Source organism: Chryseobacterium sp. Leaf201, from assembly GCF_001421435.1.
Classification (GTDB): domain Bacteria; phylum Bacteroidota; class Bacteroidia; order Flavobacteriales; family Weeksellaceae; genus Chryseobacterium.
In genome coordinates this window covers 1-14721 of record NZ_LMKA01000061.1, presented here as the reverse complement: position 1 = coordinate 14721, position 14721 = coordinate 1, and the positions used below count along the sequence as shown (strand labels likewise).

13 protein-coding genes are annotated in these 14721 nt (G+C 37.3%); 6 read left to right on the top strand and 7 right to left on the bottom strand.

The window, feature by feature from the left end; all coding sequences use genetic code 11:
- Window positions 1–4: 4 nt before the first annotated feature.
- From ASE55_RS07435 to ASE55_RS07420, 4 genes are all read left to right on the top strand, one after another.
- Complete coding sequence (locus ASE55_RS07435) at window positions 5–439, top strand: AAA family ATPase (protein ID WP_056217300.1); 435 nt, start codon at window positions 5–7, stop codon at window positions 437–439.
- A complete protein-coding gene (locus ASE55_RS07430) occupies window positions 429–1187 on the top strand; it encodes a tRNA(His) guanylyltransferase Thg1 family protein (RefSeq protein WP_056217297.1) in 759 nt (252 codons plus the stop codon). Before ASE55_RS07435 ends, ASE55_RS07430 begins: the two co-directional genes overlap by 11 nt.
- Window positions 1188–1291: 104 nt before the next feature.
- Window positions 1292–4213, top strand: coding sequence for a TrlF family AAA-like ATPase (locus tag ASE55_RS07425; protein WP_056217294.1), 2922 nt, complete (start codon window positions 1292–1294; stop codon window positions 4211–4213).
- 1 nt (window position 4214) lies between these two features.
- Complete coding sequence (locus ASE55_RS07420) at window positions 4215–5294, top strand: DNA polymerase beta superfamily protein (protein ID WP_056217425.1); 1080 nt, start codon at window positions 4215–4217, stop codon at window positions 5292–5294.
- Window positions 5295–5352: 58 nt separating this feature from the next.
- On the opposite strand, the gene ASE55_RS07415 is transcribed toward ASE55_RS07420, so the two are convergent.
- The 6 genes from ASE55_RS07415 to rpsO form a co-directional block, all read right to left on the bottom strand.
- On the bottom strand, window positions 5353–5787 hold the full coding sequence (locus ASE55_RS07415; protein WP_056217291.1) for a cold shock domain-containing protein: 435 nt from the start codon (window positions 5785–5787) through the stop codon (window positions 5353–5355).
- 512 nt (window positions 5788–6299) lie between these two features.
- On the bottom strand, window positions 6300–6659 hold the full coding sequence (locus tag ASE55_RS07410) for a hypothetical protein (protein WP_238585013.1): 360 nt from the start codon (window positions 6657–6659) through the stop codon (window positions 6300–6302).
- Window positions 6649–7908 (bottom strand): PQQ-binding-like beta-propeller repeat protein, encoded by a 1260-nt coding sequence (locus tag ASE55_RS07405; protein WP_056217288.1) that lies wholly within the window; start codon window positions 7906–7908, stop codon window positions 6649–6651. Before ASE55_RS07405 ends, ASE55_RS07410 begins: the two co-directional genes overlap by 11 nt.
- Window positions 7909–7955: 47 nt before the next feature.
- Window positions 7956–8684 (bottom strand): WG repeat-containing protein, encoded by a 729-nt coding sequence (locus ASE55_RS07400; protein ID WP_185116280.1) that lies wholly within the window; start codon window positions 8682–8684, stop codon window positions 7956–7958.
- Window positions 8685–8785: 101 nt separating this feature from the next.
- Window positions 8786–11098 carry a polyribonucleotide nucleotidyltransferase gene (locus ASE55_RS07395; protein ID WP_056217281.1) on the bottom strand — a complete coding sequence of 771 codons (2313 nt, stop codon included), beginning with the start codon at window positions 11096–11098 and terminating at the stop codon, window positions 8786–8788.
- 302 nt (window positions 11099–11400) lie between these two features.
- On the bottom strand, window positions 11401–11670 hold the full coding sequence (gene rpsO / locus ASE55_RS07385; protein WP_027386233.1) for a 30S ribosomal protein S15: 270 nt from the start codon (window positions 11668–11670) through the stop codon (window positions 11401–11403).
- A gap of 170 nt (window positions 11671–11840) precedes the next feature.
- Between rpsO and ASE55_RS07380 the strand changes: the two genes are divergently transcribed.
- Both ASE55_RS07380 and mgtE read left to right on the top strand, forming a co-directional pair.
- The gene (locus tag ASE55_RS07380; protein ID WP_238585012.1) at window positions 11841–12392 is read left to right on the top strand and encodes a pyruvate decarboxylase; all 552 of its coding nucleotides are present in this window, start codon (window positions 11841–11843) and stop codon (window positions 12390–12392) included.
- A 355-nt stretch (window positions 12393–12747) separates the two neighbouring features.
- Window positions 12748–14070, top strand: a complete 1323-nt coding sequence (gene mgtE, locus ASE55_RS07375; protein ID WP_056217273.1) for a magnesium transporter — start codon at window positions 12748–12750, stop codon at window positions 14068–14070.
- A gap of 40 nt (window positions 14071–14110) precedes the next feature.
- Here mgtE and ASE55_RS07370 read toward each other — a convergent pair whose 3' ends face one another.
- Window positions 14111–14650 carry a hypothetical protein gene (locus tag ASE55_RS07370; protein ID WP_056217271.1) on the bottom strand — a complete coding sequence of 180 codons (540 nt, stop codon included), beginning with the start codon at window positions 14648–14650 and terminating at the stop codon, window positions 14111–14113.
- Window positions 14651–14721: the final 71 nt, after the last annotated feature.

Sequence of the window (14721 nt, the reverse complement as noted above, 5' to 3'; positions counted from 1 at the left end):
ATGTATGGAAATGATCATCTTCATCGGGATTCCCGCCTGCGGAAAAAGTTCCTTTTACAAGGAGCTTTTTTTCAACTCGCACATCAGGATCAGCATGGATCTGCTGAATACCCGGAATAAAGAAGGAAAGCTGCTGCAGTACTGTTTTGAAACCCAATCTAAAATGGTGATCGACAATACCAACGTAACGGCAGAAAGCAGAAGGAAATATATTCATCCCGGTCAGCGAAACCGATATCAAATCATCGGTTATTATTTTGAAAGCAATGTTCTGGACTGTCTCGAAAGGAATAAAAACAGAAAAGAGCCCATCAATGAAATCGGGATCAAAGCAAAATATAAAGCATTGGAAAAGCCTTTATTCACAGAAGGTTTTGATAAAATATTCAGTGTGAAAACCGTAAATAATACATTTGAAATCAGCAGTTATGAAATTTGAACACATTCAAGCCTTAATGCGGAAAAACGAAAGCCTTGCAGAACAGTACATCCTTCCGGAAAATTATATCATCGTAAGACTGGACGGAAAAGGTTTTACGAAACTGACCAAGGAAAAACTTTCACTGGAAAAACCCTTCGACGAAAAATTCAGCGAGGTGATGACTGCTACAACAAAACATCTTTTTAACATCGGGTTTAAAGTTCTGTACGGGTATACCCAAAGTGATGAAATTTCTCTGCTGATTCATAAAGACGACGATACCTTCGGCAGAAAAGTGAGAAAATTCAATTCGGTTCTGGCGGGGGAAGCCAGTGCTTTTTTCAGCCTGCAGTTTCAGGAAGTCTGCGTTTTCGACTGCCGCACCCTTGCTTTCCCAAATCAGGAAATGCTGCTGGATTATTTCTGCTGGCGCCAGGAAGACGCCCACCGCAATTCCCTTTCCACGTACTGTTACTGGACGTTAAGGAATAACGGGTTTAATGCAGCACAAGCGACGGAAAAGATTGGAAAGCTGTCACAAGCTGATAAGAACGAACTGCTTTTTCAGTACGGAATTAATTACAACACGCTCCCATCCTGGCAGAAGCGCGGCATCGGCATTTATAATACAGAAGTGAGCAAAGCAGGCTTTAATCCGGTGACCCAAGAGAAAGTTGACTGTTTGAGAAATGAATTGTTTGTGGAAAAGGAACTGATGATAAGGGAAGATTATAGAATGTTTTTGAAGGGGATTTTTGAAAAATAACAGCAATTACGGGAAGCCGTAATTTTTTCTCGTAAATAGGAGATATTTTTATTGACTGGAAAACTATACTAAAATATTAATATCTTTAGAAAGAAACTAAAACTATGACAATTAATAGAGGTTCAGAATGGAAAAAATGGAATTTCCATGTACACACAAAAGGGACTAATAAAAATGATCAATTTTCATCTTCTACTATGGATGAATTTTTCCACACATTCTTTAAATCCGCGTATCAAAATAATATCAGTGCAATTGGTATTACAGATTATTTTTCAATTGATCGATATTTAGACACAATAAAATATGTTTCTGAAATTGATGAAAAATTAAATCCCATAAACCAAGAAAAACTCTTTGATGATTCTGAGGTAGATTACATTAAGAATATTTACATTTTCCCGAATGTAGAGTTAAGAATTAGCCCTACGACAAAGAAAGGTAAATTTATAAATCTCCATTTTCTTTTTAATCCTGATAAAATCGACTTGTTAGAAAATGAATTTTTTAATAAACTATCAAATATAGATGGCTACTTAATGAATTACAAATCCATTTGCGACTATGGTAAATTCTTAAATCCATCATTGCAAGAAGAACAATTTTATAAATATGGAATTGATAATTACAATTTGGAATTTGGAAAAATTAAAAATCTAGTAGAAAGTAATAAATTTTTAAGGGATAATTCTCTAATAGCAATTAGTAGTAAATCAAATGATGGTGTATCTGGTTTAAAGGATTATTATGAAGAGTTTGAAACAGAAAGTGGAGCTTTATTAGGGACAATAAAATCAATTTATAAAAAATCACACATCATATTTTCTAACACAGATTCCGACAAACAATATTTTTTGGGCGATAAAACATCAGTAGGTGAAGTTATAAGTCATACTGGCTCATTAAAACCCTGTGTTGTAGGATGTGATTCTCATACAGAGTCTACACTTTTCAATAGATTTACTTGGATCAAATCCGAATTAAACTTTGAAGGCTTACGTCAAATTTGTTTTGAACCTGAGCAAAGAGTGAAAATACAGAATGAAAAACCAGATTTTAAAGAAGATAAAGTTATTATTGATAAAGTAAAATTCCATTCTCCAAATAATATATTCTATAGAGATGATATATATCTACATCCAAATCTAAATGTTATTATTGGAGGAAAATCTTCTGGAAAGTCAATTTTATTATATTCTATAGCAAAAACATTGTTACCTGAACCTTCAATTTTAAAGAATGATAACAATGAAGAAAAATATAATTTAAAATCTATTGATCCTAATTTTAATTTTGAAATTACTACTAAGGCAGGAATTTCTCAAAAAATGGATAGGGATATAGAGGAAAATTCAATAATTCCTGACCTTAAGTACATACCACAAAGCTATTTAGTTAAACTGGCAGAACCTGAATTGAATAAAAAAGGTAGACCATTAAATAAACTTATTCGTGATTTAATAAAAGAAGATGATGAATATAAAATCAAATATGAATATTTTATTAAAAATGTCAAGCAAGATGATAAAGACAGGCAGACATTAATAGATACTTATTTTGAATTAATAGATAATAGAAAAAATATTGAAAATGACTTGAGAACTAAATCTAATAAAACTGTTTTAGAAACTAATATAGCTTCTAATTCAAAGAAAGTTGAAGAACTAAATAAAGCAGAAGGTTTAGATAAGGAGCAGTTAGAAAAATATAAGCATATACAAGACAAAAAAATATTACTACAACAAGTTACAGCGGATTGGAAAACAGATTATGAAAATACTCAGAACTTGTTATCGCAATTAAATCATTTTACAGATAGCTTAATTGAGACTAGGAACAATACATTAGAAAATTTAAAGCTTTTGTCTATCAAAGAATATTATACTGATAAACTAAATGTAATTGATTTATTAAAAAATAGACTTTCGGAACTTAGTGAAGAATTAAATATTAAGACTGATGGTGATAAAAAATACTTTTCTTTGGAGAATCCTTTTAAGCACAAATTAGATGAACTTAAAAGAGAAAAGAAAATCTTAGAAAAAGAAATTCAACCGTTTCAAAAAAACAATGAGATTCAAAAACAAATATCATTATTAAATAAGTCTATTACTGACGATAAAAAACTATTAAACGAAATTGACATATTAAGTAAAAAACTTATTGATAATAGCACTTTAATTACTAACTGTTATAATAGTATTTTTGAATTATACGAAAAAACATATAATGAATATGAAAATATTATAGAAGAATTAAAAGATAGAACTATAGAATTAGAAAAAGACAGGCTAAAAATTGATGGCATTGCACAATATAATTTCCCTAAATTATATAAGAATCTTTATGAAATTAGTGATGGTAGAAAAGCATCTTATAGAAATTATCCTGATTTAATTGATGAATATAAAAAGGCTACTGATGAAACTAAATTTGAAGAAATCAAATCTCAAATTAAGACAATTTTTGATGATATAATAAATGATAATTACTCTTTATTACAAAGAATAAATAAAAAACATGCAATTGAAGTTTTATTAGATGATTATTTTTTTGATTACTGGAAAATAACATATAAGGATGATAAACTTGGAGAAATGTCAACAGGCAAAGCAAGTTTTGTTATTTTGATGTTAATAATCGGTTTAAGCAAATCAAAATCTCCTATATTAATAGATCAGCCTGAAGACAATTTAGATAATAGATCAATTACAAAAGATTTAGTGTATTATTTAAAAAATAAAAAATTAGAAAGACAAATAATTGTGGTAACACATAATGCAAATATTGTTGTCAATTCAGATGCCGAAAATATTATTGTTGCAAATCAAAAAGGACAAAATAATATGGAATCAACAAGTATATATAAATTTGACTATATAAATGGTGCTATGGAAAATACATTTCCAATAAATAAAAGTGAAACAAACTTATTAAAATCAATGGGTATTAGAGAACATATTGCTGAAATTGTCGAAGGAGGAAAAGAAGCATTCAAAAAGCGTGAAGAAAAATATGGATTCTAAAATAACCATCCAAAATCTTAAAAATAAAAAACTCATCCTCTTCGAAGCTATCTCCGGCAGCCGTGCTTTCGGGCTGGCTACGGAAAACTCAGATACGGATATCCGGGGCGTGTACTATTTGCCGAAAGAAGATTTCTTCGGGCTGAATTATGTTCCGCAGGTTTCCAATGAAACGAATGACATTACCTATTATGAGATCGGGAGGTTTGTAGAATTGCTGCAGAAAAACAATCCGAATATCCTGGAAGTCCTGGCCAGTCCGGAAGACTGTATTCAGCATAAACATCCGCTGATGGATCTGCTGAAACCGGAAGACTTTCTGTCGAAGCTCTGCAAGGATACGTTTGCCGGGTATGCCATTTCGCAGATTAAAAAAGCAAAAGGACTCAATAAAAAGATCCTGAACCCGGTGGAGAAAGAAAGGAAATCCGTTCTGGATTTCTGTTATGTTTTGGAAGGCCAAGGCTCCGTCCCGTTAAAGCAGTGGCTACGCGAATTCCGTTCCTCCGAAACTAAGAATGGACTTTCACAGGAACAGTGCGGACTGGTGGGCATCGATCATACCAAAGGAATGTACGCGCTTTTCTATGATCATTCCGGAGATCTTCATTATAAAGGGATCATGCAGCATGAAGAAGCCAATCAGGTTTCCGTTTCATCAGTCCCGAAAGAAGAAAAACCGGTGGCTTACCTGTTCTGCAACCTGGATGCCTACTCTACCTACTGCAAAGATTATAAAGACTACTGGAAATGGGTGGCTGAGCGCAATGAAGACCGGTACAACGTCAACAGCGGGCACGGGCAGAATTATGACAGCAAAAACATGATGCATACCATCCGTCTGCTGCAGTCATGCGAGCAGATTTTTAAAACAAACGCACTGAATATCCGTGTGGAAAACCGGGATGAGTTACTTGACATCAAAGCCGGAAACTGGCCGTATGAGCAGGTGATGAAAAAGGCTGAAGGCCTGATACAGTCGATTGAACATTACCATTCGGTTTCTACGCTGCCGGAAATGCCGGATCTTGGGAAGACTGCACAATACTTAATCGAAATAAGGGAAGAACTGTATCTATAAAAACAAATAAAGCTCCGGGTTGGGAGCTTTATGTATATGTTTGTTAAGATGGTAAAAATTATTTAACCAGTTTAATGTCAACCGCAGAAAATCCTTTAGGTGATCTTTCTTTTTCAAATGATACCTTGTTGCCTTTCTTCACCAGCTCCGTACAGTTGTTGCTGTGGAAGAAAACATTTTCCTTTGATTTGTCTTCGGTAATGAAACCATATCCTTTTTCACTGAAGAAGGTAACAATCCCGGTTTTTCTGATTTCTTCTGCTTCAATAGGAGCAGCTCCCAACTGGATGTTATCAAGATCTATTTCAATCTTATCTACGTGATCAGGAGGTGTTGAGGTAAGCTGACCGTTTGCATCTACGTACATTAACATGTCATCAAGACCTTTTCCTTTGTTGTTGCTCGTCTTACGTTCTTCACGCTTCTGAGCTTTCTCTTTTGCTTTTTGAACTTTTTTCTTGAAATTTTCTTTTTTAGAGAAAGAATCCGCCATATATTTTTATTATTAATTGCTGTTTATGTTGTTCTACAGATCATGGTAAACTCAGATAATTGCCTTACAGCGCGGTATCATAAAGATTCATGAAATTGTATGTTATTAAAGGTTTTCTGAGTGCTTCTATTAATGTGAATGCCTTGGGATAAAGATATATAAGGCAACTAAAAATTAACCCGGAATAAATAAAATCGCTAAACGATCACAGAAGTAAAGACAGAGATTTCTTTTAATAAGTAAACAAATGTACGAAAAAATAAATTCACACGCAAATGGTATTGCTTTCAAACGGTTGAAATTCAATTTATTTTATCAATTGACATAGCCTAATCAATACGTATTTTAAGATTAAACCATAGCTTTAAAACTTTTTAAAAACCTGTTTTTTTCGACCTGACGAAAGTAAATATGCATAAAATCCTGCAGAATTACTGTAACCCCGCAAGAAATTATTTTTTAATACATTGAAACATGCTAAAAAAACAGCAGTCTTCCTGCTGCTTTCCCGGTTATTTATTCTTCTTCAGTATATAATAAACCGCTTTATCTTTTTCATCATTCATGGTATAGGCAAACTGAAAGGAAAAACCGTTGGCAGACATAAAGTTAAGCGCATCCATCATGGAATTGAATTTCATGTTTCTGCCTTTTTCATCTTTGATGTTGGTCCCGTTTTTAAAGGAAACAGATTTCGTTTCCTGTCCGAAATCAATTTCAACGTTCACTTTTGTACTAAGCGTACGTCCTGTCCCGATGATCTGGATATAATCCACATCGATCTCTTTTAGCGGAACATCATTCACCGTCTGGGCAAAAGCCGAATGGGCCATCACTACGGTACCGATAAGAATAAGGATTTTATTTTTCAAAATATTTAATTTGATTTAATGGAATGGAACTGGGATAAAAGGTATGGGCAATCAGTAGGGCTGCCCGTTTCGTTTTTCTGTTAAGCATGACAATACCTTTTCCTGAAATATATAAAAGTTCATTTTTCGAATTGATTTCGATATTGGAAACCGGATACAGGGAAGGATCAATCGGCGCTTCAAAATTAACTTTGCCTTCTGAATCCAGTACTAATATTTTATTTATGGTATAGGCTGTAATTGCTTTCTCATTCACAACCTGCCAGTTTTTGATGATGTCTTCCGGCTGGAAGATCCATTTTTCTTTTCCGGATCTGGAGTCAATGGCAATAAGCGCCATCTTTCTTTCGTCTTCGGATTCCTTGCAGACGATCAGAAGATTATTCAGTAAAGCGGTCTGGTCATCTACCGGGCCGGGATATTTGTCCGACTGGTATGTCCATTTAAAAAAATGCTCGCTCCTGGCGTAATTGCTAACCGGAGTGGCATTGCTTCCGGCATTGACAAATCCGTCTTCATTGATGTCACAGGCATAAAACTTACCATAGTCATCGCCGAACAGCAGGCGGCTTCCGGAAGTCTGCATCTGGGTATAAAGCGGATGCTCAAATGCTGCGTTCTCATTAATGCCGTTCCGGTCTGATCCCGACTGGTAATGCAAATCTAAAAACACGGCAGAATTAACGTAAATATTCCCTTTGTTTTCTACGGGCTGGAAATAATTGTAATTGGTGGAATTCTGGTTGGTCCGTATTACGTTCCCGTTTTTCGCATCGATCACAAAAAAATCAGATTTGAACGTCTCCGGCCTGCCCGCCGATGCAATGTAGAGCATATTGCCGGAGACCAGGGGTTTTGACATAAAAATGGGTCCGAGATTTTTATCGGAATGATCTTCAGCTGCATCCATATTATCCGCATTATCCGCAGCCAGATAGGAAGGATTTATGAAATTATGGTCCCAGACCACTTTTCCTGAATTGATATTGGCTCCGATCAGCCTTCCGCTTTCGAACGGCATATAGATGTTTTCCGAATCATACGTAAAACGGTTGCGGTTGACCAGGGTATCTTCTTTGGATATATATTGCCAGGTAAGCTTTCTGGTCTCGAGATTGAAATTAAATAATTTCCCTTTGCCCGAAACGATCAGTGTTTCATTGGGCACTGTAGCCGGGACTGACGTTTTTTCGGAAGAATGACAGCTTATTAAACCCGACAGAACTGCGGTGATCAGGATTTTTCTCATAAAATTACTTTGATTGATGACTGGTTTTTAATGAAATGGAAAACAAATTATTTCTTAACTACTTTGCCGCTGCTGTAAATAATGTATTCGTCTCCCCCATCCTTTTGAAGAACTGTTTTTCCGTTTATAAATGCTGATGTGGATGTAAATTCAGGTTCAACAATGATTTCGTCTTTTAAATTTCTCAGACCCCATCTCTGCGGCTCTTTCATATAAAAAAACAAACCGTCCCCTGCATAAGAAGCTCCCTGATATTTCGGCTGTATCAGCACTTTTCCGGTCCTATCGGCAAAACCGCTTTTCCCGTCTTTATTAATGATTAATAAATTATCCTTCGCAAGATCTATCCAGTCGTATACAGGTGGCAGAATCTCCTGTCCTTTATCGTTCACCATACCCTTTTTTTCCAGGGTTACTTCACATAAACCATCGTTAAAACCGATTGACAGTCCTGAATATTTTGTAGACACTGCAATTCTTCCCTTTTTGTCAACCAAACCCAGATGCGGCTCATCTTCATTGTCTGTCAGCCGGTAAATGCTGGCATAATCGCTGCCGCCAAAATTTGCGGATTCATAGAAAGGGTCTTCACTGATCCAGGAATCATCCTCTTCACTGTAATGTCCCTTAACCTGTTTACCAAAATCATCCGTTACCGCTGTTTTTGAGGCTGTAACTTGGGCCGGTTCCTCTTTTTTCTGTTGTGTAACCTCCCTGGTATTCTGCTGACATGACAGAATTATTAAAATGCCGCAGCTTACTGCAATTTTTTTCATATTGTTTTTGATAAAGATAGAAAAAATACAGATCAAAAATCCAAACATAAAAAAACCACCGGAATGTCCGGTGGTTTATATTTATCTGTATAAGATGATTCTTAAGCTTCTGATGAAGGATCCTGATCCTGATTCTGGTTTTGATTCTGGTCCTGATCTCCGGCCGGCCTGTCGCCTTCCGGTCTTCTTTGCCCCTGCGGTCTGTCAGATCTTCCTTCCGGTCTTGCCGGCCTGTCTGGTCTTCTATCACCCTGAGGTCTGTCCTGTCCTTCTGTTCTCGGTTTTCCTTCCGGTCTCGGAGGTCTCGGTAAAAGAACTTTTCTTGAAAGCTTCATTTTCTTACGGTCATCATAACCCATGAACTTCACTTCCACTTCATCGCCTTCATTGTAAGGAACTTTATCCAAACGTGACCATTCGATTTCAGAAATATGAAGAAGGCCTTCCGTTCCTTTCGCAATTGCTACGAAAGCACCGAAATCCATTACCTTCACTACTTTCCCGTTGTAGATTTCACCTACTACCGGTACAAAAGTAATTTCGTTGATCTTGGCAATCGCCTCATTGATTTTATCTCTGCTGACACCGGAAATTTCAATTCTTCCGATCTCGCCGATCTCTTCAATGGCAATAACCGTATCGGTATCTTTCTGCATCTGCTGGATGATTTTTCCTCCAGGCCCGATTACGGCACCGATAAATTCTTTAGGAATTTCCATCATCACCATTTTAGGAGCGTGAGGCTTCACATCTTCTCTAGGCTGGGCAATGGTTTCCGTCAGTTTATCTAAAATATGGAGTCTTCCGTCTTTAGCCTGTAAAAGCGCTTTCTCCATAATATCCATAGAAAGTCCCTGGATTTTGATATCCATCTGGCATGCTGTAATTCCGTCTGCTGTTCCGGTTACCTTAAAGTCCATATCCCCTAAATGGTCTTCGTCTCCTAAGATATCGGAAAGCACGGTAAATTTACCGGTCTTTACGTCAGTTACCAGTCCCATTGCGATACCGGAAACAGGTTTTGAAATCTGAACCCCTGCATCCATCAGCGCCAGCGTACCTGCACAAACTGTTGCCATGGAAGAAGAACCATTGGATTCCAGGATATCGGAAACGATACGGATCGTGTACGGGTTTTCTTCAGGAATCATGTTCGCCAAAGCTCTCTGCGCTAAGTTTCCGTGTCCTACTTCTCTTCTTGAAGTTCCCCTCAAAGGTCTTGCTTCACCTGTAGAGAACGGCGGGAAGTTATAATGAAGGAAGAATCTTTCGTCATAGTTTACCATTACGCTGTCCACCATGTTTGCATCTTTTACCGAACCTAAAGTTACAGCCGTTAAAGACTGGGTCTCCCCTCTTGTAAAGATGGCAGAACCATGGGCTCCCGGTAAATAATCGATTTCGCTCCAGATCGGGCGGATCGTTTCAGGATCACGGCCGTCAAGACGGATCTTATCGTTAAGGATCATCTGACGCATCGCTTCTTTCTCTACGTCATGGTAATATACTTTTGCGAAAGGCGTTACTCTTTCCAGTTCTTCAGCATCCTCTACATATTGTGCTAAAAATTCAGCCAGTACGGCTTTGAATTTCTCACCTCTTTCTTCTTTACCTGAAGGCGTTTTCGCTACTTCATATACTTTATCGTATGTTTCTTTCCACACTTTCTCACGGATGGCTTCATCGTGGTTTTCGTGGCTGTATTCTCTTTTCGGGAAAGATTTACCTACTTTTTCAGCAAGTCTTTCCTGTGCTTCCACCTGCTTTTTAATCTCGGTGTGGGCAAACTGAATCGCTTCCAGCATTTCTGCCTCCGTGATTTCTTTCATTTCCCCTTCCACCATTACGATAGAATCTTTAGTGGCTCCAACCATGATATCAAGGTCAGAATTCTTAAGATCGGCATAATTAGGGTTGACGGAAAGCTCACCGTTCATTCTTACTACCCTTACTTCAGACATCGGTCCGTTGAAAGGGATATCCGTGATGGCAATGGCTGCAGATGCGGCAAGACCTGCCAGATCATCAGGAATCGACTGTCCGTCATAAGAAATCAATGAAATCATCACCTGAACTTCGGCATGGAAATCATCCGGGAATAAGGGTCTTAATACACGGTCTACCAAACGCATGGTCAGGATCTCCTGATCTGAAGGTCTGGCTTCTCTCCTGAAAAAGTTTCCGGGGATTTTACCGCCTGCATAGAATTTTTCTCTGTAATCTACCGTTAACGGTAAGAAATCTACACCAGGACTGGCATCTTTATTGGCTACCACGGTTGCTAAAAGCATGGTTCCGCCCATTTTAACGACAACAGATCCGTCAGCCTGCTTGGCTAATTTCCCTGTTTCAATTGTGATCTCTCTGCCGTCTGCAAGAGTAATCAGCTCTGTAATTGCTTGAGGTATACTCATAAATTGTTTTGTGTTGCACTCCGTATTGAGTGCTTTAATATTTATATTTCGTCTGAATTATCGTTTGCAAATTTAATGTAATTATTTGGATTAAAGCCTCTGCGATGGTCAAAATCCACAGGAAGAGGCTGTATTGCCTGCATTTTCATTACACCTAACCGGCTATCGGCTGTTAAATGTATATTCCGGATCGTATGGGAATACAGGTCTGGATGTCTGTAAGTGTTCATAAAGTCCGAAATGGCCGGCCATAAAAAAAGCAACCTCTTGCGAGATTGCTTTTATCTTTTAATCTTTACAGATTATTTTCTTAATCCAAGTTCAGCAATAATTGCTCTGTATCTTGTGATATCTTTTTTCTTAAGATAATCTAATAAGCTTTTTCTTTTACCTACCAGTTTTACCAAGGATCTTTCCGTGTTGAAATCATGACGGTTAGCTTTCAAATGCTGAGATAAATGGTTGATTCTGAAAGTAAATAGGGCTACCTGTCCTTCAGCTGTCCCTGTGTCCTGTGCAGATTTTCCGTGTTTTGCGAAGATTTCTGCTTTTTTTTCTGTTGTTAAGTACATTCCAATATTGTTTAATGATTATTATGTAACGGCTGCAAAAATACGACTTATTTTTAATCCGGCAAACATTATCAGATTCATTTATCAAATTCAATAGATAAAAAATGTTAAATATTTCTTAAAAAAATGAAGGTATCCCATTAAAAGGCAGTAATTTTGCATAGAAATTAATGATGAGAAAATTTATATTCCTTACTGCCTTTACCACCCTCCTTTTTGTCTGTGCTTCTTCTATGAAAGCGCAGAAAAATGCAGACAACAAAACCCGGAAAGTTCTGTATTTCAACCCTGAAGTGGATCCTGACATCGAAGAAATCAAGGAACCGACCAATACAGCCTTCTTCAGTGCCGTTTCTGATAATTTAAGCGAACGGAAAAACAGGATGCTTAAAACTGAAATCCAGGTTTCTTTTGACAGTATTGACAAACAGACGATTTCAGATTACTGTATTAACAATGATGCAGACTTTGCCGTTGTCCCGAAAGTAAAATACTTTAAAGTGGGAATCGGGAAATATGTTTTCTCCAACCAGGTTATTGTCAGCATGAAACTATTTGATGCCGGCGGGAACCTGCTCACGGAAAGCGATTACGATACGTATAAAAAGAATATGCGGCTTCTAGGCTCTACCACCAACTCGGTTAAGATCGGGACACACGGAGCCATTAAAGGGATTTTAAAACAACTGCGTAAAGTAAAGCCTTCTGAAACAGGATTTTAATGCGGTTAATGTTTAGCTTACGTCAAATATTTAAATCTTGTTCTGCTTAACAGTTCTTAACTCATCATTGGGATCATCATCAGCCTTTCTCAGGGCATTACATCATAAATCTTATGCACTCCATTGAAATTCATTGATATAAATTTCATTATATAGTGAATAATATAAATTCTTTTCTTAATTTAGTTGAACAAACAATTCATTCAAACTATCTCAGTAGAAATTTCTTCAGGCATCTGCAATTGCGGGTGCCTTTATCTATTAACACGCGAAATTTAATAAATCCTTAAATTTTACCGTTCGCTGGTCAATCTTAAAAATTTGAATTATTTTTGCATAGCTAAAAAATTACGTTTTGAATCCTAATGACGAACTGATCTTCAATCCTGCCGATATTGCCGAAACCCTCAGTGAATTACACGCTGACGAAAGGCTTCTGGCATTCCTGAAAGTTCCGAAGGAATACAAAGCTGATGTTTTTTCACACTTAAATCCTGATTTCCAGGAAGAAACCATCCGAAGCATCGGCAGCGACGAAGTTTCTGAAATCCTGAACGCGATGACCCCGGATGACCGGACAGCCCTATTCGAGGACTTTCCGGATGAGCTTATCAAATACTCCATCAACCACCTGAATCCTCAGGAAAGAAGGATTGCCCTGAAACTGCTGGGTTACGATTCCAATTCCATTGCCCGCCTGATGACGCCTTATTATATCCAGATCCGTAAAGAATGGACGATAAAAAGATGCCTTCAGCAGATTAAGAAAGTCGGGAGCCGGGTGGAAACCATGAATTACCTTTATGTGGTGGATGAAAGAAACCGCCTGATCGATGATATTGCGCTCGGAAGCTTATTGCTGGCGGAAGAAGACACCCTGGTTTCGGAAATCACCGATAACCAGTTTGTGGCGATTGAAACTACGGTCTCAAAAGAAGATGCAGTCCAGTATTTTGAAAAATACGACAGGGCAGCCCTTCCGATTATAACCGAGGCAGGCGTACTGGTGGGTATTGTAACGATTGATGATATCCTTGACCAGATTGAGCACCAGAATACCGAGGACATCCAGAAATTCGGAGGTCTGGAAGCACTGGATGATCCGTATACGCAGACTTCACTGATGGAAATGGTGAAAAAAAGAGGGATGTGGCTGATTATCCTTTTCTTCTCTGAAATGCTTACCGCTTCCGCAATGGGATATTTTGAAGATGAAATCCAGAAAGCGGTGGTCCTTGCTTTATTTGTCCCTTTGATTATTTCCAGCGGCGGGAACTCAGGTTCACAGGCTGCTACGCTGATCATCCGGGCGATGGCGCTTCAGGAAATCGGACTGAAAGACTGGTGGTATGTCATGAAAAAAGAAATTTTTACCGGGCTTTTCCTTGGCGGAATCTTAGGAATCATCGGCTTTTTGAGAATTATGGTCTGGCACAAAGCCGGCTTTTTCGATTACGGCATGCACTGGGCGTATGTTGGCTTAAGTGTTGGTGTCTCTTTGGTGATGATCGTACTCTGGGGAACGCTTTCAGGTTCCATGGTTCCGTTTATTCTTAAAAAGCTTAAGCTTGACCCGGCCACTTCTTCGGCACCGTTTGTAGCAACTCTGGTAGATGTTACCGGCCTAATTATCTATTTTTCCGTAGCAGGACTTTTCTTAACGGGCAAACTTTTGTAATTTATTAAAATAAAAAAGTCTCCAATTAAGGAGACTTATATTAGTATAGAGTGTTTGACATATCTGGCAATTGCTGATATTGCGAAGTTTCTGTTGCTGTTGACTGAATTACAGCATTAGGATTAAAATGATATTGATTAAAAATAGCCATAGACGGTATCCATCTTAACGTATTTCCTTCTCTAAAATATATTCTCCCGTTATTTGGATTTTGAAGCAAACCATTGTCAATATAAATCGGAGAACCAATTTCCGTTTGAGTACTTCCAGATAATGAGATTATTGACCCAAATTCATATCTGAAACTTTTGTCAATGAATAAACCATCCCAAGTTGCCTGATTATCAATATGTCTCCATTTTCCCATAAATTTCACATAATACAGTATGTTACCTTGATCATTTACTTTAGCAAAATCACCATTATAAGCAACATAAGGAGATGGGGGTGCATCTTTTGAATGCAGATTAGAATTTGATACTCCTTTTGTAATGTTCTGCTGATTTTCTACTAAATCATCATTGTTTGAACAAGAAACTACTAACATTAATAAAGCTGGTAGCATTAATAATTTTTTCATAAAAATTTATTTATTTTTTTACTGTTTAAAGATACGCTTTTAACCCGCATATAATACACGAATAAATGAAT

Bases quoted from the DNA above. Each gene is read 5' to 3' on its own strand.
- ASE55_RS07435 (WP_056217300.1), top strand. From the start codon at position 5: ATGGAAATGATCATCTTCATCGGGATTCCCGCCTGCGGAAAAAGTTCC.
- ASE55_RS07430 (WP_056217297.1), top strand. From the start codon at position 429: ATGAAATTTGAACACATTCAAGCCTTAATGCGGAAAAACGAAAGCCTT.
- ASE55_RS07425 (WP_056217294.1), top strand. From the start codon at position 1,292: ATGACAATTAATAGAGGTTCAGAATGGAAAAAATGGAATTTCCATGTA.
- ASE55_RS07415 (WP_056217291.1), bottom strand. From the start codon at position 5,787: ATGGCGGATTCTTTCTCTAAAAAAGAAAATTTCAAGAAAAAAGTTCAA.
- ASE55_RS07405 (WP_056217288.1), bottom strand. From the start codon at position 7,908: ATGAGAAAAATCCTGATCACCGCAGTTCTGTCGGGTTTAATAAGCTGT.
- ASE55_RS07400 (WP_185116280.1), bottom strand. From the start codon at position 8,684: ATGAAAAAAATTGCAGTAAGCTGCGGCATTTTAATAATTCTGTCATGT.
- ASE55_RS07395 (WP_056217281.1), bottom strand. From the start codon at position 11,098: ATGAGTATACCTCAAGCAATTACAGAGCTGATTACTCTTGCAGACGGC.
- rpsO (WP_027386233.1), bottom strand. From the start codon at position 11,670: ATGTACTTAACAACAGAAAAAAAAGCAGAAATCTTCGCAAAACACGGA.
- ASE55_RS07380 (WP_238585012.1), top strand. From the start codon at position 11,841: ATGATGAGAAAATTTATATTCCTTACTGCCTTTACCACCCTCCTTTTT.
- ASE55_RS07370 (WP_056217271.1), bottom strand. From the start codon at position 14,650: ATGAAAAAATTATTAATGCTACCAGCTTTATTAATGTTAGTAGTTTCT.